Genomic DNA, 26053 nt, shown 5'->3' on the forward strand with positions numbered 1-26053 from the left:
AAATCAAGAAGGGGGGAAATAAATAAGGGTGTCGCTATCCTTCCCCAATCCGCTTTGCTGAGATTGGGGACTGTCGCAACGAACGTTCAAAAGCGCCCTCATACTCTTTACCGGGCGTTTCGGAATGTACCACTCCGGCGGCATCAGGGCGAGAATTATCGATGGCATCAAATAAGTGCAAACGCAATTTTAACACCGAGGAAGATTTACTCACCGTTGGAGCAAACACATCGCGCAGATAAGTGCGGAATTGTTCCACCGAGATATGAGGTTGTTTTCTGAGCATGGTGTGGAATTTAACAGCGCCCGTCACCCCATTAGGAGTACCATCAGGGATACCATCCACATAGGTGATGGAATTACCCGCACTGGTGGTATAACCGATGGCTTTTTTAAAGATATTGCGCTCATCATCCATTAAAATTCCAGCCGCCGTAAACCATGTCGTGCGCTGGTTTTCATCGGTAAAAGTCAACTCAGCGATACCATCAAAATTATCCGCAGGATCAAAACGAGAACTTAAACCCGCCACAGGAGGGCAAAATCCCCCTCATTGTGGGCAACGTGTAATTGCCAGTATTGATATTGACCGGGGAGACGGGCGCACACTGGCCCATGTACATCCTTCCAGTATTCATCAAAAAGATCGAGGGAAATTCCGTCTCGTTTCCACAATAGAACATAGAAGGCAACTTTCCCTTTTTGATCCCTTGGGGAGTAATCTATCTTATTTGATTGATTGATCGTTGAAACCATGAAAGCATCCTTAAAATTAAAAATTAAGCGATTTTTTTATATACCAAGCAATGGAAAGTAATTACTTTAATCTGATCAGGATTGTGACAATTACTTCGGGTTAAATCCACTAATCTTAGCTATGTGATTTAGCTTAATTTTACTGTTGGTTATTGTTAATCTCCTTAATTCTTAATGTAGTTTTTATTTTTGACACATTTTTAGCAATTTTTGTAATATTTCTTTACACCAACTCAAGAAAAATCATGAAAAATGATGACTTTATGGAGAAAATATAGATTAAATTTAAAAGCAAAGATTTATTTAAGTATAAATTCTAGCATGGAAACTCATAGTTAATTACAAAATAGTTATTAAGTATAATAACTAATTAAAACTAACAATAAATATATTTTTCAAAGTAACAAAATAATAAAATTATGCATAGCGATAATTATCGTCAATTAGAACAAAAGTCGATTTATCTTTCTATCGGTACAACATTTATAATGTCAATTTTTGGCATTAGTTTTGGTATCTGGATTCAATCGGATGCGGTAATGTTAGACGGATTTTTCAACATGGTGAATTTCATCATGGCTTCTGCTTCTTTGTGGATTATTTGGTTAACCCAAAAATCTGAAAATAAGGTTTTTAATTTTGGTTATGCTGGTTTTGTCCCTTTACTCAATCTCTGTAAGGGTTTATTGATGTTTGGGGTATCTCTTTTTGCTCTTACCTCAGCCATTGGTGCGTTGTTTCACGGTGGGCGCCCGTCAAACACGGGGATAGCAGTTCTCTATGCCGTCATAGCGTCTGTTGTGTGCCTCGTGGTTGCCTTCATTCAGAACATTTTGGCAAAAAAGACCAATTCGCCCATTGTTAACGTGGACGCTAAAAATTGGTTGATTAACGGTATGATTTCCGTGGCAGTGGGGGTATCATTTTCCATTGCGACATTTTTAGGAAAAACTGATTTTGATTGGCTTGTGCCTTATGCTGACCCCACCATCGTTACAATTTTGGTGTTAATTGCTTTTCCCATACCCATTATGATCATTTCTGGTAGTCTAAAACAGTTGATGCTTGGTTCGGCTTCTCCTGAGATTCAAAATACTATTAACGGTATGATTGCCGATAGTTTGACTAATTTTCCTTGTCAGCGATACGCACTGAGAATGACGGAAGTGGGTAATTCTCTTTATTTACACTTTTATTGGTTGTTGCCTGTGGGGGCGCAGGATGTGACGATAGCGACTATGGATGGGTGGAGGGTGCACCTCACCGATCCATTATTACAGAAGTATCCTAACATGACGGTGGATATTATTTTCACGCAAAATGAGCCTTGGTTTTTGTCCATGAATGATGAAAGGGGGGTTAATTCCATTGAGGTAACAAGTTAGTAATTCTTCTCCCTCTCCTCCAACCCTTCCTAGTTTAAATTTTTGCTTCAACTTTGCAACTGGATATGAGGTGGAGGGCGCTTTTGCCTGAGTTTTTTTCACTTTCAGGTAAACTAAGCTAAATCTCTTCCAAAGGGAAATAAAGCAATCGGAATTAATTTAAAATGTTGTTTTGCAAACGGTAAACCAATAATTGTAATGGCCAAAATTAAGCCATGAATCAGGTGAGATAAAGCTATTTCCCAGCCAAATAAAAATAACCAAATTACATTAAAAATTGTGTTAATAGGGTTAGAGTAATCAGGAGAAACCATGTCTTTTTTACCAAAAGGTGTCATGGTTGCTACTCCTAACTTGATGGTTTGCCATCCGAAGGGAATACCAATAATAGTTAAGCAAAGACTTAAACCACCCAGAATATAACCCACACCACTAATAAAACCACCAAAAATTAACCAAATAACATTGCCAAGTAAAGTCATATTTTTCTTCAACAACAACATTTTTATTTTAACAGTGAAAGAAAAACATGAAGATTGGCATAATTTCAACAGTTGGAAAAATATATTTGTAAACTATAGAATTATGATTCGACCAATGATCGTATTTGGAGCAATGCAGAACCATTATCAGATTTTCAGGGTATAAAAAATGTAGAAAATGGGTTAATTAATGACTGTGAGAATTTAAAAAAGCGCCCTCCATCATCACTTAACAATAACTTAACTTAATAAACATTTACAATCTGTTGCAGAGAGAAAAAAGATCGACATAATCAAAGTAGTGCAAGTGATCGGGTTAAAAATGGCAAAAACAAAAACTGTTTATATCTGTAATGTCTGTGCCTCAGAATCTCTACAATGGTTTGGAAAATGCCCCACTTGCGATACTTACGGTAGTTTGGAAGAACAGGTCATTAACCCCAATAATAACGTAGGAGCTAGTTTTAGTCGAGCTGGCTGGCAATCCAAAACGAGAAATAATAGCCAAAGGGAAACGGAAGCAAAACCAAGGGCATCGGTTAAATTTTCTGACATTACCGAAGAAGAACAACCGCGCATCGAGTCAGGTTATCATGAATTAGACCGAGTTTTGGGGGGAGGTATTGTCCCCGGTTCATTAGTTCTCATTGGTGGGGATCCGGGTATTGGTAAATCAACTCTTTTATTGCAAACCGCCAACCAATTATCTTTACGTTTACCTCGTATTTTATATGTATCGGCTGAAGAGTCAGGACAGCAAATCAAATTACGGGCTACTCGTTTACAGGTAGGCGCCCTCCACCATCAACCACAAGAGTCAGAACAACATAAGCAGAATGGTAATGGGAAAAAAACCACTGAAAACGGCACAGGCAAAGCCCAAACCATCGCCTCACAACCTAATCTCTATGTCATGCCAGAAACTGATTTAGAGGAAATTCTCAAGGAATTAGAATCCCTCAAGCCTCAAGTGGCAATTATTGACAGTATTCAAACCCTCCATTTTTCTTCCATCACTTCAGCGCCCGGCTCCGTTTCCCAAGTGCGCGAATGTACTTCTGCATTAATGCAAGTGGCAAAAAGGGAAAGTATTACCTTATTTATTGTCGGTCATGTCACGAAGGAGGGCGCTATTGCCGGACCAAGAGTTTTAGAACATTTAGTGGATACAGTGCTATATTTTGAGGGAGATCGCTATGCTTCCCATCGTTTATTAAGGTCTGTCAAAAATCGTTTTGGTGCAACCCACGAAATCGGTATTTTTGAAATGGTCGATCATGGTTTAGTGGAAGTTTCCAACCCGTCCGAATTATTTTTAAGTAGTCGAGACGAACAAGCGCCCGGCACCGCCACCATCGTATCCTGTGAAGGCACGAGGTCTATTGTCGTAGAATTACAGGCTTTAGTAAGCCCCACCAGTTATACATCCCCACGCCGTTCTACCACTGGCGTTGACTACAACCGTTTACAACAAATTTTAGCAGTATTAGAAAAACGAGTGGGCATTCCCCTTTCCAAATTAGATGCTTATATGGCTTCAGCCGGAGGGTTAGGGGTAGAAGAACCGGCAGCCGATTTGGGCATGGCAATCGCTTTGGTGGCTAGTTTTCGAGATCGAGTAGTCGATCCGCGCACGGTGTTAATTGGCGAGATCGGCTTGGGGGGGCAAGTGCGCTTGGTTTCCCAAATGGAATTAAGGTTAAAAGAAGCGGCCAAACTGGGGTTTCGGCGCGCTATCGTACCAAAAGGGCAAACTTATCCCAGTGATCTTGGTTTAGATATTGTTACCGTTGGTCGAGTTATTGATGCTATCGTGGTGGCAATTCCTAATAATCAACAACCTGTTACCGATCCAGAGGAAGAAATGGAAGGATAGGCAGGTGTTGATGAAAAAGTGGGGTCATGAGGGCAAATTGACAATGGATAATTGACAATTATGGGGTTTTACGATACTCATGTAGTAACTATAGGTAGGAGGAGAATGGAAGAAAGGGAAGCAGGGGAGTTCATAATTCATAATTCATAATTCATTTAGCCTAGGTTAATGAGAATGAACAATAGCCGTTACTCCGTTTGTTTCTAACAAATCACCGTGATTAACCCTAGCGTAAATTAACCACTTACCCTCTAAAGGCATGACTTGTTCTACAGTACATTCTAAATGAGCTAAAGCCTCAGTGAAAATCAGACAATCATTATTAGCCCTTTGAGTCTCTAACGGCGTAAAGGATTGAGAAGAAACTGCCCAACGGGGGTCAAAATAATGGCGCACATTACGCCCTTCTCTGAGAATATTAACCACAAAACCCTTACCGATTTCTCCAAACAACTGCCCTTTTTGTTCTTCACTTACTGAAAACATAATACCGGGTGGAGTAAAACTAGCTTGAGAAATATTACTTGTTAAAATAGCCCAATCACTTTCCCCTTCTTGAAAAGTCACCACACACAAAGAACCAATAATACGATTTACCGCTTGTTCGGTGCGCGCTGAACTCAAACTACTACTCGACTCCAGCGTTATCGGTCGATTTTTTTTGAATTTTTGTAAAGTTTGGGCGAAATCTGAGCCTAATTTTTCTGCTTTAATCAAATCTTCTTCAGTAGGAGTAAAACGAACCCTGAGAGTTTCACCACCAAAGCGATAATTAGCATCCCGTAATTTGCCTTCAATTATATCCACAGCCTCTCCACTCCAGCCATAAGAACCAAATACTCCTGCTAACTTATTTTTATTAGCAGTATTAAGAATAATTCCTAAAGCCGTTTGAATCTGTACCGGCGCGTGACCTCCCAGAGTAGGAGAACCAATAATTAAACCATCCGCCCATTGAACAGCGCCCGTCATCTCTTCAGGAGTCGCTATCTCACAATTAATTAATTGAACAGCAACCTCTTGCCCTGATAGTCCTTGAGCGATGGAGTGCGCTAATTTAGTTGTATTACCATAAGCAGAAGCATAAAACAAAGCTACAGTTAAAGTCTTATTTTGTTGCTCTTGACACCACTGACGATAATCATAAGTTAAACGACTGAGACTATAACGAATTATCGGTCCATGATTCGGCGCGTAATACTTAGTTTGAAAAAGTTTTAACTTTTGTAATGTTGTTTCTACCTGCTTAATTTGATTACTATGAAGACAGTCAAAATAATAACGCCGATCCCTATCTAATTGCTTCCAATCATCATCCCAAAGAGTATCACCACAAACATGAACCCCAAAAAACTTATCCGTGAAAAGAATGGCAGTAAGAGGATCATAAGTAAATAAACCATCAGGCCAACGAGGCGTTGCCACAGGCATAAACTGTAATAAGTGTCCTTGCCCTAAATCCACATCAGAGTTAGCCGTCAAAAATTTATCCTTCCATTGAGGAAAAACAGTTTTTAAACTTTTAGCCGCCGGTTTAGAACAAATAACTTCAAGATGAGGGGCAATTTCTAAAATACTTTTTAAAGTAGTCATGCGATTAGCATTAATATGACCCAAAATTAGATAATCTAACTTTGCTAAATCCCAATATTTTTGTAATTGCTCTAAAAAGATATGGGTAAATGATTCCCCAGGTGGATCAATTAAAGCGGTTTTCTCCCCCTGAATTAAATAAGAATTAGCCGTAGTGCCTTTTTGTCGTGCATATTCCACCTCAAATTTAAGACGATCCCAAGTACGACACCTAAAAACTGTAGTATCATCAGCAATTTTTTCTACTTGAACATCACGGATATTAATATTTTGGTTCTTTAAACTTACAGTTGTCATAATTTTATCCTCTAATAATTTGATGTATCAAATTAACTTATTCTCTTTTGGTGTTTTTCCGAGACCTTTTTTTCTGGATCAATTCCCTCAAAAGTAGCTGGAAGCCAAACTCTCAATGTCATTAACACTCCCAAAACCAGTAAAAATGCACAGGTAGCCAAAACTTGAGTGGAAGCTGTTTCTAACACACCATTAACAAATACTTCCCTTAACACTGAAACAATAGAGACTTCCACAGCAACACCGATAGAAATTCGTTGTTCTTTGAGATAGATAATGAGTAACCGAAATAATTCGACTAAAATCAATAAAGATAGAATATCGGCAGTAATCGTATGAAACTGTAAAGGAGTTAATAAGGCGACAAACATAATCTTGATTTGCAATACCATGAAAGCAAATAAACCGAAACAAAGACTAACAATAATTAAATCTTGAATTAACTCTAAAATTCGCACAATACGATTTAGGTTTAACCAACTGTCTCTTTCTACGGGTGAATCAAGAAAAGATTTTTGCATAATTTGTATATTAATTAGGGTCTGCTGAAAAAGTATTTTGGTGAGGAGAGGTGTCAGGTGAAATGCTTATAAATCAAAGATTTTGCCAGAATAATCATTTTCTATAAATTGCTATTGTGTATCAATAATTTTTGATTAGGGGATCAGAAATACAGATTTTTTGGAGAAAAAAGATTATTTTTGGCACTTTTTTTCAGTTGTATTGTGCTTAAAACTTTCTCAATAATGATTGCCGACTTTGCGATGATGTACGGCGGTTTTGGCGCAAGGATGAGCAACTCGACCATTTTTAACTTTGCTATAAACAATCCAATGATCGTGACAATCTTGGCGACTCTCCACTTGACATTCCATATAGGCTAAGGCTTCCGCTAAAATTGGTGAACCGCAGTTACTTTGAACGGTTTTTACCCCTGCAAAGCGATCTTGTCCGGGTGCAAAACGCTTGAGAAAATGTTTCATTAAGTCTTGGTAGTTGTCTTCTTCTAAGACATTTAAGATAAAATGATCACCGACTTTTAGTAAGGATTCAATGGCTCGATCTTTAGCCACTGCAATGGCGACTCCCAAGGGAGAATTACTAGCTTGAATTACCCAAGAGGCTAACATGGCACTAGAAACCTCTCCTTTTGTGGCTGTAATAATATATAGTCCACCACTGATGCGCCCTAATGCTTTATCTAAGTTGTTGTCAAGGGATTTCATTTTTTTGAGGTTGCGATCTCTGGTTAGCCATTGTCCAAAATCTACTCCAGCCTCTTCAGCGCCCTTCACCATAGCAGGAGTCAGGTTTTCTTTAATCAAAATCGGTGGAAATGCCTCAGTTAAACCAATTTCTTGAAATTTATTGCGTAAAGGATAAATTGGTTCATCTTGCCAACCTCCTGTTTCAAAGAGTCCTATGGCTTGTTTTTGATGAGCAGAGGCTAAAATGGTGCTTAAAATAGTATGATTTTTGACATCCGTTTGAGAGGGCATCCCCATCACTAAACCGGCGGCTTGGCTGACTATTTCTCTGGTTTCGGTGGTGTCAATTTCTTCATATTCAATTAATTCTACCCCTACCCCCGTTTTTTCCATTCCCAAGGCAATTGCCCTAGCAATATCTGCGCTATAACCATAATCAGAACTATAAAATACTGCTCCGAAAGTTTGGGTTTTGGTTTGGGCTTCACTCCATTTTTGATAAGAGTTGACCCAATCGGCAAGATAATTTTTTAATAAAGGACCATGACCTGTGGCAATTATTTTTAGATCAAAATTACTAATTCGTTTAATTGCTCCTAAGACAGATCGGGCATTGGGTGCCATCAAGCAATCATAATAGTTTTGGAAGTCTTCTTGTAATAAGGTAGGTTCTTGATCATAGGTGTGATCATCACAATAGTGCATCCCAAAAGCGTCACAAGTAAATAAAGTTTGGGTTTTGTGATTATAAGTAAAAATAGTATCGGGCCAATGTAAATTAGGAGCAGAAACAAATTCTAATTGATGACCATTGCCTAGGTCTAATTGCTGTCCACTTTTGACGATTTGAGTTTGAAAGGGTTGATGTACCATATTTTTGAGAAATTCAATGGCAACTTTAGCGCCCACCACCGTGACATCGGGCGCTAGGGAGAGAATTTCTTGAACTAAACCACTGTGATCTGGTTCGGTGTGACTGATAATTAGGTAGTCTAAGGTGGATAAATCAATCAGTTGAGGGATAGTTTCTAAATATAAAGATTTGAATTTGCCATGGGAAGTGTCAATGAGGGCTTTTTTCTCCCCTTCAATAATAAAAGAGTTATAGGTTGTACCATTTTTTAAGCCAAATTCAATATCAAAACGATCTCGATCCCAATCTAAACAACGGATTGCGGTGGTATTGTCACCAATATTGACTGTTTCTATTGTTAGTCTCTGGGAAATTGCTTGATTTTTTTTCTCTGCAAGTATAACCATATCTAATATTCCTACAATAAAAAGATTTATTTACCTTATCTTCATTGTGACTTATAGTTTGTGCTTTTGTAAAATACTAATTATCAAAGTTTTAGATAGGTTTTATTTATCTTTTAAGATTTTAAAGATAAGTTAAGAGTATCAAGTGGGCAATGGATAATGGATAATTGATAATTGACAATGGATAATTTACGCATCAACCATTAAGTATTCAAACTTCATAATTGATAATTCATAACTCATAACTCATAATTCATAATCTCCCGACTTGGTGAAGGATAATCCTGTGATTTTGAGCAAAAAAAGAGAGATAATAAGAAAATTAAGAGATTTACTAAATCTTAGATTTTCTATATAAACGGATCTAAAATGACATAAAAGGACAAATAAATAAAAAGTTTGTGAAAGTATTCGATTTCGGTTTCAGAAAAGTAATATTTGATGTACGATAAAGGGAGATTTTGGTTGCCCCTTTTGGGGAAGTACCTTACAAAAATAGGATAGTAATACTATTAACGCTTCCGTGGGTGAAGCAGTCTGTTAAATCAGATAACATAAGTGTCTTAAAAATATTTTTTAAGGCTTTGAGGGATACCTCCTTTTGAGTATTTTACTCAAATGCTATTGCAGTTTATTACGGTATATGCCGTTTTATTCTGCATAAACGTATCAGCAGTAGATTAAAATAATTATTATGAGTAAGGGAACATTGTTTGATAAAGTTTGGGATTTGCATACCGTTGGCACGTTACCTTCTGGACAAACTCAATTATTTATCGGCTTACATTTAATTCATGAAGTAACTAGCCCTCAAGCCTTTGCGATGCTGAGAGAAAGGGGATTAAAAGTATTATTCCCAGCGCGCACCGTCGCTACCGTTGATCATATCGTGCCTACAGAAAGCCAAGCGCGCCCTTTTGCGGATACTTTAGCCGAAGAAATGATCCAAGCGCTGGAAAAAAATACCGCCGAAAACGGCATCAGATTTTATAATACTAACTCAGGCAATCAAGGTATTGTCCATGTTATCGCGCCTGAACAGGGTTTGACCCAACCGGGCATGACCATTGCTTGTGGTGACTCTCACACTTCCACCCATGGCGCTTTTGGAGCCATTGCCTTCGGTATTGGTACTTCTCAAGTGCGGGATGTGTTGGCTTCTCAAAGCCTCTCTTTAACTAAATTAAAAGTTAAAAAAATTGAGGTAAACGGCGCCCTTCCCCCCGGGGTTTACGCTAAAGATGTAATTTTACATATTATCCGCACCCTTGGCGTTAATGGTGGTGTGGGTTATGCCTATGAATACGCAGGTACTACTTTTGATGCTATGTCTATGGAAGAAAGAATGACAGTGTGCAATATGTCCATCGAGGGTGGCGCGCGCTGTGGTTACATTAACCCCGATCAAGTTACTTTTGACTATTTGCAAGGGCGTGATTTTGCACCGCAAGGGGAAGCATGGGAGGGCGCCGTGCGCTGGTGGCAAAGTATTCGCAGTGACGATGACGCGCAATATGATGACGTTGTTACTTTTAACGCTCAGGATATTGAACCCACCGTAACATGGGGCATTACACCCAGTCAAGGCATCGGTATTAATGAGCATCTTCCCACCGTAGAAACTTTAGGGGAAGGTGATAAAGAAATCGCCCAAGAAGCCTTTAGATATATGCAGTTACAGCCGGGGCAACCCATCAAAGGCATTCCCATCGATGTTTGTTTTATCGGTAGTTGCACCAACGGCAGATTAAGCGATTTACAAGAGGCTGCCAAATTTGCTCAAGGTCATCATGTGGCTCAAAACGTAAAAGCCTTTGTTGTACCCGGTTCTGAGCGTGTGAAAAAAGAAGCGGAAGCGGAAGGATTAGACAAAATTTTTGTTAATGCAGGTTTTGAATGGCGCGAACCGGGCTGTTCGATGTGTTTGGCGATGAATCCTGATAAATTGCAAGGGGATCAAATTAGTGCATCTTCTTCTAACCGCAATTTTAAAGGGCGACAGGGGAGTGCGCAGGGACGTACTTTATTGATGAGTCCGGCTATGGTGGTGGCTGCTGCCATTCATGGCAAAGTCTCAGATGTGCGAGAATTACATAATTAAACTAGATATTGCCAAAATTAATTGGGCATTTCATTGTTAATGTAGGGACGTTATCTGCAACGTCTCTATTGCAATTTGAAAGACTAAATAAACTTACCCATATACTAATTAGGGTTTACTGAAAAGTATTGTGGTGAGGGGAGGTGTCAGGCTTCGGGTGTCGGGTTTCAGGTGAAATGCTTATGAATTAAAAACTTTAGCCAAATAGTTATTTTTCATAAATTGCTCATTTGTATCAATTATTTTTGATTTGTAACTAAGAAATACAGTATTTTTGAAGAAAAAACGTTATTTTTTGCACTTTTTTTAAAGTAAATTATGCTTAAAGTTTTTGTTTAATTAAGTTTCTGAGTTATTCAGCAAACCCTATCTACTTTGTAAAACTTTTCTGCACCACTAAGGGTGATGACTTAAACTTTTTCAACAATTCAGACTTATGTATCGATCTCAATAACTGCAATTCAAGTTATTACCAAAAAATGCTGAAAAGTCACGAAAAAACGACGCTTTTTTTGATTCAATAAAAAAATGCACCAGTCAACTTTCGACTGATACATTGTAGGTGAATTAATTAGTCAAGTCAAAATCCCAATAAACGGTACAAATCATTAAAGATTCTTCCGTATCAGTTGCCCTTGCAATGATTCTTAATCCGCGCAGATTACCAGTCCATAATTCATAGACTGTATTCCGTAAGCACTTATCAAGTAGTGTCCATGTGAGCGCCCGACTATAAAAAGCAAACTCTCCATAGGCTAAAGCCACTTTAATCATATTGACGTCGATGGCTCTTGGTTGCATTCGTCTTTGAGCGTGGTTTTCATCTTTGAGATTGCCACCAATGACAAATTCAGGAACTTGATTAATTTTCGAGTCTTGGATAATGAGATCATGCAAAGCTGTGCTAAATTTCATGGGGTTTTTCTTACCAATCCAATTAACGTTCTATTTAATTATCAGTTAATTTTTCTCAATTAATGCACTTATTTACAAATTTTTAGTTAAGGTTTCATCAAGAGGTGCTGTTAAAGCTAATATAATTATTTCTGATCAAAATCGCCCTATAGCACTTTCTATTATTGTAGAAGTAAAAAAACTAATTTAAAAGACAGCAGTAATCAACTCAAACTTTATGGTAATGGGAAGGGCGCCCTTCACCCTGTGACAAAAAATAATCTAAATCTTCAGGACGATCTATATCACGCAATACGGGTAAGTTGTTATAAACCTTTAAACCAATATTTTTTGCTTTCTGCATCGTGCGCTGAAAAACTTCATCTGTTCCCCAATTAATATTGGTAAATAATTCTTTTTTTGGTTTTCTTAAACCTATTAAATAATAACCACCATCTTCTGCTTCTCCTATTACCATATCATGATTATCCAGCGCCCTCAACCCTTGTAATAAAATATCAGGGGTAATAAAAGGACAATCAATCCCTATAATTATTGCCCCTTGTGGAGACATAAAATAATTAGTTTCTATGGCGGAAAACATTTTTTCTCCTAAATCCTTTCCCTCTTGCGGAAAATAAGCCAAATCTTTTCCTAACCAGTCTTCAAATAACTTTAAATTGCCACCAGAAAAATAAATTTTTAAATCTAAATCTTCTTTAACTTGTAAAACAGTCTGTAAAGTCTTTTCCGTTAATTCTTTTTGTAAAATAGTTGCTTTCTCAGCACCAATGGCGGGAATTAATCTAGTTTTTGTTTTACCGACTTCAGGATAACGAGTAAAAACAATTAAGGTTTTTTTGCCCATTAATTTCAGCTAATTTATACCAATAATAAAAGTTAGAGTAGTGAAGTTTCAATTTTTTTTGATAAAAGATTTGGCTCTGCTTAGTTCCAGTGTGAAGTACTATTGTAGTATAGCAAGTATCTAATACTCAAACTGTTATTCTCATTACCTATCTAAACTGGAAATTATATCTTAATTCACCAACGTCAAGTATTTTAACATTTACTCCTCAGTAATGGAAGAAGTAAGATAGCCACTCAAAGCATTGAATTGAAGAGGATTTATTCGGTAATAAATCCAGCGCCCATCTTGTCTAGTTTGTAATAATTTTGACTCTCTTAACACTTTGAGATGGAAAGATAATTTAGGTTGGGCAATTTCTAAAACATCACAAATATCTCCCACACACATCTCATTACTTTGTAATAATTCTATCACTTTCAGTCGAGTTGGGTCAGATAAGGCACGAAAACAGGCTAACATTTCACCCAAGTTTGCTCTTGGTATTGATGACATTATTTTCTCTAGTAAATAGGACAATAATTTACTTTTGTTCGTAAACTTTAGAATACCATTATAATCACCCATACTTATTTTTTCATCAAGAGCTAATAAATTTTTTGTAAAGATAATATAAAGCTATTTTTATCTTTTTTCCCTACACTTTTTATTTATATAAAAATATTTTAATATTTTACAAAAACTAAAGATGTATAGATGAGATTAAAGGAAAACAACAACATAAGCTCAACCAAGTGCTAAAGATTAATTACTATATTTTAATTTTATTTATAGTAAAATGCTGTAATAAGTGTATATAAAAATTTAAAATATTTGTGATAAAAAGATTACTAAAATAAAAAAAGTAATAGCTTTCGTGTAATTATTTTATAACATTGATATTTAGGCTCATCAAATACTAATTACAGACTTAATAGATATTTTGTCGATGTAAATAAATATTATAATTTGTGATTTTGATCTGTATCTATTTTTGTTAAATATTTTATTTTTATTAACATGAATTAAATGATCATTTGAGAATATCCATATAAAAAAATTTGCACCTAACTAAAATTACTGGCTCTTTTACTTTGAGTATGTAAATTTTTAGTTAAGGTAGGCAACAGGCAAAAGGCAATAGAGAATTACTAAATAATAATTTATAAATTTTTCAATTTCATTTTACTATAAATGCTATTGAGTAAGAGTTATAAAGGTTATTTTCTATTAATTTATCATAACCACTGTATAAGAGCTAAATTACTAATCTTAAAATGCTAGGAGTAGGGAAAACTTTTCATTATAGTTTTACTAAACTTTTTTAATATATCCCCCCTCTAAAATAAAGCAAAACATGATAAATAAACTTTTATTTATACTTATATAGCGTTTTTCATAGTTACGAGGTACAAAAATAAAATTAAAGTTATTAGTTATTGTCATTAAAAGAATTAAGCGTACCGCATAAGGGTAGAAATTGCTATAAATTAATAAATGGGTTTTTTAATAATGATGATTTATATATATTATTTCTAAGTCTCCTTTTTTAACAATTTATGGTTGTCGCTTATCTTTCAAAAAATAATAATTGCTGTAAAATAAAATACAATAAGTAATTAGTTATGATCTAAAAATTGAAGTATAGTTAAAAAGATGTAATGGCTCCTTATCCTTTGATTAATATGGTTCTCAGCGCCCTCCATCATACCCTTAATAAACTGCAATTATATACTGATAACTATGGGAAGTTAAGTTTATTACAGCAAAATAAATCTCTTATTTATAAAAGTCCTATAGCTTTTATTTTAGCTAAAAAATATCATTTACCAGCGCCCGTCATCGCTACCAATATTCAAAAAAATTTTCCGAATGATAAATTTAACTGTCATATTTCAGGAGAAAGTTGGTTAGAATTCTCCATCACAACTATAACGTTATCTGACTATCTCAATGAACTAGCTAATTTTAAAGTCAATTATCCTGTTAATAATTATCCAGAAATTACTTTAAATTTTCCTCAAGTCTATATTTTTAGTCGTTGTTGTGCTTTACTTTATGCTGGTCATTATCAACAAATAATAACTTTAGATAATTCCTTATTTAAAGTTAATAAATGGAAAATAGAATTTCCTAAAACAATAGATTATATTACTGTAATAGATAAGAAAAGCTATGAAATGAATTTAATCAAAAAAATAATTAATAATCATGAAATATTATTTACTCATAATAAAATTAACTATTTGACCATGATTAATGAAGTGGGGAGGGCGCTGGAGGACATAGAAAAATATTGTCGTCTGCAAGGTAAATTTGGGATAAATAACCCTACATTAATAACTGCCAGACTAGGATTAATTGCTTTAGGGTTAAGGCATTATCAAAATTTGTGTCACCAAGTTTCCTCTCAATTTTTGCCACCCGAATTGTGAAGAATAATTACTTTTCGCCTCTTGCCTATTCTCACTTAACGACTTAAATACAGATTGCCTTACCATACTTTAGGCTGAAATTGGTCATCATTAAAAATAGTCACATTTTCGCCACTTTGGGCTAAGACAAACAAACCTTGACGAGAAGCATATTTATCAGCGCCCTCCTCAATTTCAATACCAGCCACCGCACCATATAGAATATGCGGACTATATTCGGGGAAAAATCGCTTAAATTCCTGTAAATCTTTAATTAATTCCTTTACATCACTGACACCCAAACTACTTTTCACTTCCACCACTAAAACATGATTTTCATTCGTTACCAATACATCAATTTCGAGAATATCACCGCCAAGACGTTTTTTAACCCGTTGACTAACCTGATGCACAGGAATACCACGACTAACGAATAAGGTTTCGCAGGAGGGCGCTATCATATTTTCCACAAAGCGCCCCCACTTTCCCCCCAGATTACCAATTTCTTTACTTAATCTCGTGATTTGACGATCTGTTTCTTTTTGAGCTTGTGTTAATTCTGCTAAAATTGCCCAAACATCATCGGCGGTTGTGGTCATAAATTTTTCCCTACTAATTATGTACTAAGATGATTATATCTTCTTTTTAAGCGCCCACTCTTCCTTAAAAGTTAAGCAAGTGCCAACTAAACAGAAACGAACTTATCAATGATAAAATTAAGGCTAAATTGGTAGTAAACCAAATTGTAAAATCGCAACATCAAGCCGTGAGTAACCCAGAAACAACGCCACTAGAAATAAACATCACTCCAAAAAATCCAGCGCCCTCCACCGTAGTAGATACCATGAAAGATTATTACGATCTCAAAAATAATCTCTTAATCGGTACAGTAGTAATTACCCTGATTAGTTTTGTCCTAGTATGGTGCTTCTATAACCTCAATACCAGCTTAAATTATTTGCTGGGCGCTTGTGTCAGCTTAATTTATGTCAACTCCCTAGCCAGAGAAGTACAACGAGTAGGAGTATCCAAGCGTAGCGTCGGCTCAACCCGTCTAGCAATGTTTCTTGGTTTGATGATTGTTACCCTCAAATGGGATCAGCTACAAATTTTACCCGTCTTTCTCGGCTTCATAACCTATAAAGCGTCCATATTATTTTATATTTTACCTGTAACACTACTACAAACCCAAAAAAAGTGAAAAGGGCAAAGGGCAAAGGAAATTCATAATTCAGAAATCAAAGAAAAAAAAGTCATAATAAAAGGTTGATTTTATGGTAAATTGTCTGAGATTCCTAAAATCAGGGAAAATCTTGCTTAATGGAACTGACAAACATAAACAATCTATTGCAAACTAATCACATCCTAGCAGCTATTGAAGTAGGAGAACATTTTTACTGGGAAATTGGTAAATATCGAGTTCACGGACAAGTATTTATGGTTTCTTGGTTCGTCATCGGTGTTCTGCTCATCGCCTCCATCGCCGCTACTCGCAACGTACAAAGAATCCCCACGGGCTTCCAAAACTTTATGGAATACGTCCTTGACTTTGTGCGGGGTTTAACGAAAGATCAAATCGGTGAAAAAGAATATCGCCCTTGGGTGCCTTTCATCGGTACTTTATTTTTATTTATTTTCGTGTCCAACTGGTCAGGTGCGTTAATCCCTTGGAAATTGATCGAAATTCCTGAAGGAGAATTATCAGCGCCCACCGTCGATATTAATACTACTGTAGCTTTTGCCCTCTTAACCTCCCTCGCTTATTTCTATGCAGGAATTAGCAAAAAAGGTTTAGGTTATTTCGCAGACTACGCTAGACCAACACCCATCATGGTACCCTTTAGGGCTATTGAAGACTTCACTCGTCCCCTTTCCCTGAGTTTCCGTTTATTCGGTAACATCTTAGCGGATGAATTGGCAGTGGGTGTATTAGTATTTCTCGTGCCAGTGTTGATTCCTTTACCTTTGATGGTTTTAGGACTATTTACCAGCGCCATTCAAGCCTTAATTTTTGCAACCTTAGCAGCATCCTACATCGGAGAAGCCTTAGAAGGACATGGCGAAGAAGAACACGAATAGTAAAAAAATTTTACTAGCATAAAACACCAAAATATAGTTAAATACATTTTGGGCTTAAATAAGTTGCCATTGTGTGATTAACTAACATAGGGAATAGATTGTAAAATCAACTCCCCAACACAAAAAACTAAAAATTCTTGTTGTACTAATTTAATTAAAAAGAAAAAGGAAAAATTATGGACGTTCAAGCAGCATCAGTAATCGCAGCAGCTTTAGCAGTAGGTTTAGCAGCAATCGGACCCGGTATTGGTCAAGGTAGTGCAGCAGGTCAAGCGGTAGAAGGTATCGCTCGTCAGCCTGAAGCTGAAGGCAAAATCAGAGGTACTTTATTATTAAGTTTGGCTTTCATGGAAGCGTTAACTATTTATGGTTTAGTAGTAGCTTTAGTATTATTATTCGCTAATCCTTTCGCATAATTATTAAGAATAAATTAAGCAAGGGGTTTAACCCCCTTGCCTAAGTATAGTTGAGCAAAATTAGTTTTAGGCTTTACTTATTGCCTCAAAATTTGCCCAATTAAATCAAGTACATCTTGACAATATAGAAACAGTAAATACTGCCCCAAACGATCATGACACAATGGATTTTATTGGCGGCTGAAACCGCAGAAGGGGGTTTATTTGATATTAACGCTACCTTGCCTCTTATGGCAATTCAGTTCTTACTGTTAGCAGTTATACTCAATGCCCTTTTTTACAAACCTTTAGGACAAGCCATTGACGAGAGAGCAAGTTATGTTCAAGGTCAATTAAGTCAAGCTAAAGAGAAGAAACAACAATCTTTAGCGCTTGTCGCCCAATACGAGCAGGAATTGAAAGAAGTCCGCAAACAATCCCAAGAAATTATTGCCGAGGCTCAAACAGAAGCTCAAAAAATTGTTTCTGAGGAAACCCAAAAGACACAGCAAGAAGTAATTGCAGAACGTCAAAAGGCATCAGAACAAATTGAAGCAGAAAGAGCTAACGCTATGCAGTCTTTAGAGCAACAAATTCAAGCTCTCAGTCGGCAAATTTTAGAGAAGGTGGTGGGCGCTGAGTTTCTTGCTTAATTTTTTTAAGAATTGAGGGAGAGAGTTAGGACATTTTCCTGCTCAAACTTTCAAGATATATCAAACAAGCCTAGTTTACACAAAAATTAATTATGGTGACTTTATTCTATCTAGCCACTGAATCAGCAGAGGGTGGATTTGGTTTAAGTTCAGACATTCTAGGCTCTAACCTAATTAACTTAATTATTGTAATTGGTTTATTAGTTGTTTATGGTGGTAAATTCGTCAGTAATTTATTAACGGAAAGACGTAATAAAATTGCTGAGGAAATCCAAGAGGCAGAAGCTCAAGCCCAAGCCGCCGCCAAAGCCTTAGCGCAAGGAAAAGAAAACTTAAATCAAGCTCAAGAAAAGGCAAAACAAATTATCAGTGATGCCAAAGCTACTGCTGAGAAAGTAAGAGCTGAAATTTTGGCTCAAGGTCAAAAAGATGTTCAAAGAATGAAAGCTACAGCCGTTCAGGAGTTAGACTCCGAAAGAGGAAAAGTAGTGAACGAATTAAGAAGAACTATTGCTGTTTTAGCCCTTGAAAAAGCAGAACAACAATTAAAAGATACCTTAACTGATGAGGTACAAGGGAAAATTATCAGTCGTGCCGTTGACCAGTTAGGAGGTTAGAAAAATGCAAAATAGCGCTGTTACCGCCGAAGTGGTAGAGCCGTATGCGGAAGCCTTGATGTCTCTAGCTAAAGAAGGAAACATCACTGATAGTATCGGTGATGATGTGCGTAGTTTGATGAATTTGTTAAAAGATTCTCCTGAATTAAGCACTTTTTTTGCTAGTCCTACGGTTAAAGCTGAAGAAAAAAAAGCAGTTATTAAGAGTATAGCTGGTGAGCAAATTAATCCTTTTTTGCTCAATTTTTTATTATTATTGGTTGATCGAAGACGAATTACTTTCGCTCAAGGTATTTTTGCTAAATACTTAGAGATTTTGCGTCAACTTAATAATATTGTTTTAGCTGAAGTTACCTCAGCAGTGAGGTTATATGAAGGTGAGGCAGAGAGATTGACTGAGAAAGTAAAAACGCTGACGGGCGCTACAGGGGTAGAAATTGAAACCAGAATCGATCCTGATATTATTGGCGGTGTCATTATTAAAGTTGGTTCTCAGGTCTATGATGCCAGTTTAAGAGGACAATTACGCCGAATTAGTCTAGGTATGATTGGTGCTAATTAAATCAAATTGATAAGGGCTTTAGCTCTCACTATAAGCCCAAAAATAAAACCATCATGCCGTGATGGTAATAAATTTACATAATAATTGACCAGCAAATTGTTACATAAAAAGTAGCTCAAAAATAAGCATATGATCAACATTAGACCAGACGAAATTGCTAATATTATTCGCCAACAGATTGAATCTTATGATCAACAGGTTCAAGTTTCCAATGTTGGGACTGTATTACAGGTAGGTGACGGCATTGCTCGTGTTTATGGCTTGGATAAAGTCATGGCCGGTGAATTGGTAGAATTTGAAGATGGTACTGTAGGTATCGCTCTTAACCTCGAAGAAGATAACGTCGGGGTGGTATTAATGGGTGACGGTATCCAAATTCAAGAAGGTAGCAACGTTCAAGCTACTGGTAAAATTGCTCAAATTCCCGTGGGTGAAGCCTTAGTGGGTCGAGTATTAGACGCTTTAGCGCGCCCCATCGATGGCAAAGGTGATTTAGATACCACTGAAACTCGTTTAATCGAGTCTAATGCTCCCGGCATCGTGGATCGTAAATCTGTGTGTGAACCGATGCAAACGGGCATCACAGCTATCGATGCGATGATTCCCGTAGGACGTGGACAACGTGAGCTTATCATTGGCGACCGTCAAACTGGTAAAACCGCTATTGCTGTGGATACCATCATCAACCAAAAAGAAGAAGATGTAATCTGTGTGTATGTAGCGGTAGGACAAAAGGCTTCTACGGTTGCTAACGTGGTGGATACGTTAAGGGAGAAGGGCGCTTTAGATTACACCGTAGTGGTAGCTGCTAATGCTAACGATCCTGCTACTTTACAATATCTCGCCCCTTATACTGGTGCAGCTATCGCTGAATACTTCATGTATAAAGGCAAAGCTACTCTGGTAATTTACGATGACTTGTCCAAACAAGCTCAGGCTTACCGTCAAATGTCCTTGTTGTTACGCCGTCCCCCCGGACGTGAGGCTTATCCCGGCGACGTATTTTATTTACACTCCCGTTTGTTAGAAAGAGCCGCTAAATTAAGTGATGAGTTAGGCGGTGGTAGTATGACTGCACTACCGATTATTGAAACCCAAGCTGGTGACGTATCTGCTTATATTCCCACCAACGTAATCTCTATTACTGATGGTCAAATTTTCTTATCTTCTGACTTGTTTAACGCTGGTTTCCGCCCTGCCATCAACGCTGGTATCTCTGTATCCCGTGTAGGTTCTGCGGCACAAATTAAGGCAATGAAACAGGTTGCTGGTAAATTAAAATTAGAATTGGCTCAGTTTGCTGAGTTGGAAGCCTTCTCTCAATTTGCTTCTGATTTAGACGCAGCAACCCAAGCTCAATTAGCTAAAGGTCAAAGATTACGCCAGTTATTGAAACAGGCGGAAAATGCTCCTTTGGCGGTATGGGAACAGGTAGCGCAGGTTTACAGTGGCATCAATGGTTTATTAGATGATATTGCGGTGGATCAAGTCGTTGAGTTTGTTTTGAGTTTGAGACAATACATCAAAAACAGCAAACCCCGATTTGTGGAAATCATTAATGCTGAGAAAAAATTAACTGATGAGGCAGAAACGCTTTTAAAAGAAGCTATCACCGAAGCTAAACAGGCTTTTTCTGCTTAATTGATTGCTTAATCCAATTCTTCTCCCATGGGAGATACCCTCACCCTAACCCCTCTCCCATAGCAGGGTGTTTTCAAAGTCAGGATCAAAATTGATTTGTTTTTGACAAGAAGACAATATAAGGATGATCCCCCCCAACCCCCCTTAAAAAGGGGGGAGATTCAGGGAGACAGGAGGATTTTTTACTATTAATTGATTTATTAGTAGTTAAAAACCTCTGAATTTCAGATTATTGGCTAGTTTGAGAAACTAACATTTTTGAGAATGAAAACGCCCCTCTCCCATAGGAGATACCCTCACCCCAACCCCTCTCCCATAGGAGAGGGGCTAAAGAGAAAGGGGTATAAATAAAAAATCAATATTTATAATCAATATCAGTTAAGATTATGTCCAATTTAAAAGCCATTCGAGATCGTATTGACTCGGTAAAAAATACGAAAAAGATTACGGAAGCCATGCGTTTAGTAGCGGCGGCTAAAGTGCGGAGGGCGCAGGAACAAGTTACCGCAACTCGTCCTTTTGCTGATGCTTTAGCTCAAGTTTTATACGGGTTGCAAGGGCGCTTACGCAATGAAGATGTGGATTTACCTTTGTTACAACAAAGAGAAGTTAAAACCGTTGCTTTGTTAGTAGTGACGGGAGATCGTGGTTTGTGCGGTAGCTACAATTCCAGTATTATCAAAAAAGCTGAACAGCGCGCGGCGGAATTGAAAGCACAGGGGCTTAATTACACTTTTTTAACGGTAGGTAAAAAAGCATCCCAGTATTTTCAGCGCCGAGAAGAACCTATTACGCAAAAATATTTTGGTTTAGAGCAAATTCCCACGGCGAATGATTCTGGCAAAATTGCTGATGAGTTATTATCGCAATTCTTCTCAGAAAATGTGGATAGGGTAGAGTTAATTTATACTCGTTTTGTGTCTTTAATTAGTTCTAAACCTGTGATTCAAACTCTTTTACCTCTTACTCCCCAAGGTTTAGAGGTTCAGGATGATGAAATTTTCCGTTTAATTGTGCGTGGTGGCACTTTTGCGGTGGAAAGAGAAGCGGTATCAACCCAAAAAACTGATTTTCCTAAAGATATGATTTTTGAACAAAATCCTGTGCAAATTCTTGATTCTCTTTTACCTTTATACATCAATAATCAATTATTGCGCGGTTTACAAGAGGCGGCGGCTAGTGAGTTGGCGGCACGGATGACGGCAATGAATAATGCTAGTCAAAATGCTAGTGATTTGATGAAGACTCTTACTTTATCTTATAACAAGGCTCGTCAGGCTTCTATTACTCAGCAAATTCTTGAGGTTGTTTCTGGTGCCAACGCGCTGGGTTAGCCCTCACCCCAACCCCTCTCCCACTGGGAGAGGGGCTTTTTTTTTAATTTTGATCAACTATAATGATATAGATATATGGCTCGATTAAGCTAACTATATTTTCAATAACATATAAAAATGACTACTATTAATCTTCAAGAAGCAAAAAAACAGTTAGATATTTTGTTAGAAAATGCGCTCAATGGAGAGGAAGTAATTATCACAGAAGATAATGAACCAGTCTTAAAATTAACTCTTCTTAGATCAAAAACACCAAGAAAACCGGGGAGTGCCAAGGGGAAAATTTTGATTTCTCAAGATTTTGATTCTCCATTGACAGATTTTAAGGATTATATGTAATGAAAATAATCATTGATACTCATATTTTTCTTTGGTATGTAACTGATGATAATAAACTAAGCGATAATTCTAAAAAAATTATTAATCAAAGAGAGAATATTATTTATTTGATTCAGGCTAGTATTTGGGAAATGGCAATAAAATATAGTCAGGAAAAACTTAATTTTGACTCCCCTTTTTTAGAATTTATTAACCAACAAATTAAAATTAATAGTTTTGAAATTTTGAGTTTTAATTTATTACATTTTGAACAAGTGACAAAACTGCCTTTTCATCATCGAGACCCATTTGATCGTATGATTATTTCTCAAGCTATGGTCGAAAAAATTCCCTTGATTAGTTATGATTCTCTGTTTAATTGTTATGATATTAAGCTAATCAAATAAACCAGCAATTAATTTTTTTATAATGAGTAAAGAGGATCCCCCTAAATCCCCCTTAAAAAAAGGGACTTGACGAGAATCAATGTACCTCATTATCGTGAAAAACGCTATATCCTTATTTTTTGATTATAACCACCCCAACCCCTCCTAGCCTCCCCTTAATAAGCAGGGTGTTTTCAAAGTCAGGATCAAAATTGATTTGTTTTTGACAAGAAGACAGGTTGACAGGGAGACAGGAGGATTTTTTACTATTAATTGATTTATTAGTAGTTAAAAACCTCTGAATTTCAGATTATTGGCTAGTTTGAGAAACTAACATTTTTGAGAATGAAAACGCCCTGCTTAATAAGGGGAGGGGAAGAATATAGATTTAATTTATTTTTGTTGGGTTTTGTTGCCTCAACCCAACCGACAAGGTTTGTTTTTATGGGCGACTATATTCAGGGTATAATCCCAAGATTCCTTCAGCCGAAACGTTACAGATACCTCTATCGGTGATTAAACCTGTGATGAGGCGCGCTGGTGGAGGGCTCTAAAAAAAATTTTATGGTGAGCTTTCAGGCTGAAAAGGTTGAGTATCACCACTCCAGTTAAAATTACTAAGACGAAAATTAATAGAGCCGATTTCTAAAATGGGATTATAGCGTAACAAAACACCATAGGAACGGCGACTATATTCTAAAATATAATCAGTGCTAATGGTGTCACCACTGTCAAGGTTTAAATATGTTTGTACTCCTCCCCGCACGGGACCGTAAAATTGTTGACTTAAACCCATGCTTAAAACTCGATTATCAGCAAAGCGATCAAATAGAAATGGGGAGTTACCATCACCGAAGCCCTGACTATAGCTCACATTAAAGCCAGTATAGTCGAAATACTGACGAGAAAAATTACCAATTTGTCCTTGTAAACCCACTGTACCAATAATCGATGTCTGTAAGTCTGAGCTACTGTAATGACTAGCAACGGCGGTTAAACCGGTGGTAAAGTTTAAAAATGGGGTGATGGGCGCTGGGGTATATTTTAAGCCACTATCAGGAGTTGGAGGTAAGGCTTCTCCTTGCCAAAGGGGTATACTACCGTTAATAATTCCCGCCACTTGGCTTCGAGTTAAATTAGTCAGGCGATCTTCATTGTTGTTACTTAGTAATTCTGGGCGATCGGTGTCGGCAGTTATATTTTGAATGCCCCCTTGATAGGTAAAACCATAGCGCCCTCCATCGAGGCGAATCAAGGGGGAGGTAATAACTGCACCGATACTTTGTTCAACGGTTTGAAAGCCCAAAGAGCCGTTAAAAAGCCGTTCTCGACTGCTGAATGAGCCTGTTAAGGTGTAGGGATTATTAAGATTACCGATTTTATGTTCTATGGTACTATTACCACGCAAACGGTTGCCAATATTACTTAAATCTAATCCCGTGACATTAACGGTAGAAATTAACTCCGTGCGCTCGTCAAATGCCCAATCTAATTTAACTACCAAACCAAAACTGGAGGGGTTGAGGATGCCACCATTATCATCAGGATTGGGGATATTTTCATCTCGGATGGAGTCAGGATATAAAGCTCGTTGAATTAAAAATTGTGGAGTGATACTAAGAACAATATTATTCTCATCGTAGAGGTTGAAATCTCGCTCGAAATATAAACCTCCTAAGTCTTCTCCGTCAAAGCCAAAGGAAAACAAAAAAGGGCGGCGACGACGGGGGCTAAAAATTAATTCATTAAAAAATAAAGGAGCAGTCAAACCTTGTTCAAATACTACCCTAGAATTAGTTGTTGTTAATTTATCCCGTTGTGGAGCAATGTTCTCCAGACGGGCGCTGTCTGCCCGAACTTCTATATCTGGAGGCGAAAAGGGATCATTGGTAATGCTAATACCTTTTGCTGTCCAATTTTCCCCGTCAAATTCCACTGTGTCTGCTTCAAATCTTAACTTAGTCACCTTTCCCCCACTTTCAATGAAAGGTGTTCCTAATCGTCTTTGTAACACAGAAATATCATCTGTACTACCTAAAACAAAATTAATGCCATCGATAGAGCGCACTTGGGTAATGGGTTGATTAGCTTGGGGTTGAGGTCGAAAACCAATAGCGCCCTCCCCCTCAAGGTCAAAATCCACGTCTTGTTCTAAAGTAGTTTGGTTAATAACGCCACGGGCTTGGGTGATTACCCCTTGATTCTGCACGAAATAGTATTCAAATTTTTCTCCTTTGAGAATTTGTTCTCCCCTTTCGAGGGTGACATCCCCTGTGGCTACGGCGATGCGAGTATTAAGGTTAACTTGTACCTCATTAGCAGTTAATATTCCATTGGCAAAACGGATGGTAACATTTCCTTTGGCATTGATGACCCGATTTTGATCTAAGTATTCCTGCTCATCGGCGGTAATTTCTACTACATTTAAAACTTCTTCGATGGTAATGGTGGGAGAGTCTTGCACCATCTGCCAATCTTGTGATTGGGTATCAAAATCAATGCGATATTGTTTACCTTCCTTGGTGGTGGTAATTAATCTGACAATTTCTGTAGCGGTGGAGGGCGCTGGGTTACTCACAGAGGAGATTTCCGTTAAACTTCTAAAATCAGTTAATTGATTTTCTGTTACGGTAGGCAAGGTTATTAACGAACTGGAAAGGAAACCAATCATGGCGAATCAAGGGAGTTAGTTAAATGGACAACGGTTAGAGCTAAATAGGTAGATAAGCAAAATTAATTGTGATTTTTATTTTTTCTAAAGCTATGATAACAAGGGGTTTAAACCCCTTGCCCATATACAATTAACTTTGCACAATAACTTATAGGCTAAGTAGGTTGGGTTAGCCATAGCGTAACCCAACTTTGCTTAAAATTTCCTGTTCAATATAAATATAGCAATCCTAAGTCTTTAGTTTATAAGAATTTCACCCGGAACCTGACACCCGGAACCTGACA

The 26053-nt window shown here is 37.3% G+C and carries 23 protein-coding genes and 1 pseudogene; 14 read left to right on the top strand and 10 right to left on the bottom strand.

What is annotated here, in order from left to right:
* Positions 1-85: 85 nt before the first annotated feature.
* Positions 86-756 (bottom strand): annotated as a pseudogene (locus tag IGQ45_11615) (EthD domain-containing protein).
* Positions 757-1175: 419 nt separating this feature from the next.
* Between IGQ45_11615 and IGQ45_11620 the strand changes: the two are divergent.
* Positions 1176-2141 (top strand): cation transporter, encoded by a 966-nt coding sequence (locus IGQ45_11620; GenBank protein MBF2057835.1) that lies wholly within the window; start codon positions 1176-1178, stop codon positions 2139-2141.
* Positions 2142-2254: 113 nt separating this feature from the next.
* Here IGQ45_11620 and IGQ45_11625 read toward each other — a convergent pair whose 3' ends face one another.
* Positions 2255-2623: a YccF domain-containing protein gene (locus IGQ45_11625; GenBank protein ID MBF2057836.1), complete on the bottom strand. Its 369-nt coding sequence runs from the start codon at positions 2621-2623 to the stop codon at positions 2255-2257.
* Positions 2624-2945: 322 nt separating this feature from the next.
* Between IGQ45_11625 and radA the strand changes: the two genes are divergently transcribed.
* Positions 2946-4499 (top strand): DNA repair protein RadA, encoded by a 1554-nt coding sequence (radA, locus tag IGQ45_11630; GenBank protein MBF2057837.1) that lies wholly within the window; start codon positions 2946-2948, stop codon positions 4497-4499.
* 165 nt (positions 4500-4664) lie between these two features.
* Here the strand turns inward: radA and IGQ45_11635 are convergent, their stop codons facing one another.
* The 3 genes from IGQ45_11635 to IGQ45_11645 form a co-directional block, all read right to left on the bottom strand.
* Positions 4665-6389 carry a flavodoxin domain-containing protein gene (locus IGQ45_11635; protein MBF2057838.1) on the bottom strand — a complete coding sequence of 575 codons (1725 nt, stop codon included), beginning with the start codon at positions 6387-6389 and terminating at the stop codon, positions 4665-4667.
* Between the two features lie 32 nt (positions 6390-6421).
* Positions 6422-6910 carry a phosphate-starvation-inducible PsiE family protein gene (locus IGQ45_11640; GenBank protein ID MBF2057839.1) on the bottom strand — a complete coding sequence of 163 codons (489 nt, stop codon included), beginning with the start codon at positions 6908-6910 and terminating at the stop codon, positions 6422-6424.
* 219 nt (positions 6911-7129) lie between these two features.
* Complete coding sequence (locus IGQ45_11645; protein ID MBF2057840.1) at positions 7130-8857, bottom strand: diflavin flavoprotein; 1728 nt, start codon at positions 8855-8857, stop codon at positions 7130-7132.
* 694 nt (positions 8858-9551) lie between these two features.
* On the opposite strand from IGQ45_11645, the gene leuC reads away from it, so the two are divergent.
* Positions 9552-10958, top strand: a complete 1407-nt coding sequence (gene leuC / locus IGQ45_11650) for a 3-isopropylmalate dehydratase large subunit (GenBank protein MBF2057841.1) — start codon at positions 9552-9554, stop codon at positions 10956-10958.
* 567 nt (positions 10959-11525) lie between these two features.
* Here leuC and IGQ45_11655 read toward each other — a convergent pair.
* The 3 genes from IGQ45_11655 to IGQ45_11665 all read right to left on the bottom strand — a co-directional run bounded on the left by IGQ45_11655 (position 11526) and on the right by IGQ45_11665 (position 13215).
* Positions 11526-11873 carry a DUF4258 domain-containing protein gene (locus tag IGQ45_11655; protein MBF2057842.1) on the bottom strand — a complete coding sequence of 116 codons (348 nt, stop codon included), beginning with the start codon at positions 11871-11873 and terminating at the stop codon, positions 11526-11528.
* 208 nt (positions 11874-12081) lie between these two features.
* Entirely contained in the window at positions 12082-12720 is a 639-nt protein-coding gene (locus tag IGQ45_11660; protein MBF2057843.1) for a TIGR04282 family arsenosugar biosynthesis glycosyltransferase, read from the bottom strand.
* Positions 12721-12921: 201 nt separating this feature from the next.
* Entirely contained in the window at positions 12922-13215 is a 294-nt protein-coding gene (locus IGQ45_11665) for a winged helix-turn-helix transcriptional regulator (GenBank protein MBF2057844.1), read from the bottom strand.
* Positions 13216-14360: 1145 nt separating this feature from the next.
* Here IGQ45_11665 and IGQ45_11670 point away from each other — a divergent pair.
* Entirely contained in the window at positions 14361-15134 is a 774-nt protein-coding gene (locus IGQ45_11670; protein MBF2057845.1) for a hypothetical protein, read from the top strand.
* 59 nt (positions 15135-15193) lie between these two features.
* Here IGQ45_11670 and IGQ45_11675 read toward each other — a convergent pair whose 3' ends face one another.
* Positions 15194-15712, bottom strand: coding sequence for a DUF3782 domain-containing protein (locus IGQ45_11675; protein ID MBF2057846.1), 519 nt, complete (start codon positions 15710-15712; stop codon positions 15194-15196).
* Between the two features lie 245 nt (positions 15713-15957).
* Here IGQ45_11675 and IGQ45_11680 point away from each other — a divergent pair, with 245 nt between their 5' ends.
* From IGQ45_11680 to IGQ45_11725, 10 genes are all read left to right on the top strand, one after another.
* On the top strand, positions 15958-16314 hold the full coding sequence (locus IGQ45_11680; GenBank protein ID MBF2057847.1) for an ATP synthase subunit I: 357 nt from the start codon (positions 15958-15960) through the stop codon (positions 16312-16314).
* A gap of 119 nt (positions 16315-16433) precedes the next feature.
* Positions 16434-17192 (top strand): F0F1 ATP synthase subunit A, encoded by a 759-nt coding sequence (locus tag IGQ45_11685; protein ID MBF2057848.1) that lies wholly within the window; start codon positions 16434-16436, stop codon positions 17190-17192.
* 173 nt (positions 17193-17365) lie between these two features.
* Positions 17366-17608, top strand: coding sequence for an ATP synthase F0 subunit C (gene atpE / locus IGQ45_11690; GenBank protein ID MBF2057849.1), 243 nt, complete (start codon positions 17366-17368; stop codon positions 17606-17608).
* 155 nt (positions 17609-17763) lie between these two features.
* Positions 17764-18240, top strand: a complete 477-nt coding sequence (locus IGQ45_11695; protein MBF2057850.1) for a F0F1 ATP synthase subunit B' — start codon at positions 17764-17766, stop codon at positions 18238-18240.
* Positions 18241-18332: 92 nt separating this feature from the next.
* Complete coding sequence (locus IGQ45_11700) at positions 18333-18857, top strand: F0F1 ATP synthase subunit B (GenBank protein ID MBF2057851.1); 525 nt, start codon at positions 18333-18335, stop codon at positions 18855-18857.
* Positions 18858-18861: 4 nt separating this feature from the next.
* Positions 18862-19419 carry a F0F1 ATP synthase subunit delta gene (locus tag IGQ45_11705; GenBank protein MBF2057852.1) on the top strand — a complete coding sequence of 186 codons (558 nt, stop codon included), beginning with the start codon at positions 18862-18864 and terminating at the stop codon, positions 19417-19419.
* A 129-nt stretch (positions 19420-19548) separates the two neighbouring features.
* Complete coding sequence (gene atpA / locus IGQ45_11710; protein MBF2057853.1) at positions 19549-21060, top strand: F0F1 ATP synthase subunit alpha; 1512 nt, start codon at positions 19549-19551, stop codon at positions 21058-21060.
* Between the two features lie 386 nt (positions 21061-21446).
* Positions 21447-22394 (top strand): F0F1 ATP synthase subunit gamma, encoded by a 948-nt coding sequence (locus tag IGQ45_11715; GenBank protein ID MBF2057854.1) that lies wholly within the window; start codon positions 21447-21449, stop codon positions 22392-22394.
* A 117-nt stretch (positions 22395-22511) separates the two neighbouring features.
* Entirely contained in the window at positions 22512-22733 is a 222-nt protein-coding gene (locus IGQ45_11720) for a type II toxin-antitoxin system Phd/YefM family antitoxin (protein ID MBF2057855.1), read from the top strand.
* Positions 22733-23119 carry a type II toxin-antitoxin system VapC family toxin gene (locus tag IGQ45_11725; GenBank protein MBF2057856.1) on the top strand — a complete coding sequence of 129 codons (387 nt, stop codon included), beginning with the start codon at positions 22733-22735 and terminating at the stop codon, positions 23117-23119. The genes IGQ45_11720 and IGQ45_11725 overlap by 1 nt, the downstream gene beginning before the upstream one ends.
* Positions 23120-23660: 541 nt before the next feature.
* Here the strand turns inward: IGQ45_11725 and IGQ45_11730 are convergent.
* Positions 23661-25736 carry a DUF3769 domain-containing protein gene (locus IGQ45_11730; protein MBF2057857.1) on the bottom strand — a complete coding sequence of 692 codons (2076 nt, stop codon included), beginning with the start codon at positions 25734-25736 and terminating at the stop codon, positions 23661-23663.
* Positions 25737-26053 lie beyond the last annotated feature (317 nt).

The sequence above is a fragment of the Cyanobacterium sp. T60_A2020_053 genome, from assembly GCA_015272165.1.
Taxonomy (GTDB): domain Bacteria; phylum Cyanobacteriota; class Cyanobacteriia; order Cyanobacteriales; family Cyanobacteriaceae; genus Cyanobacterium.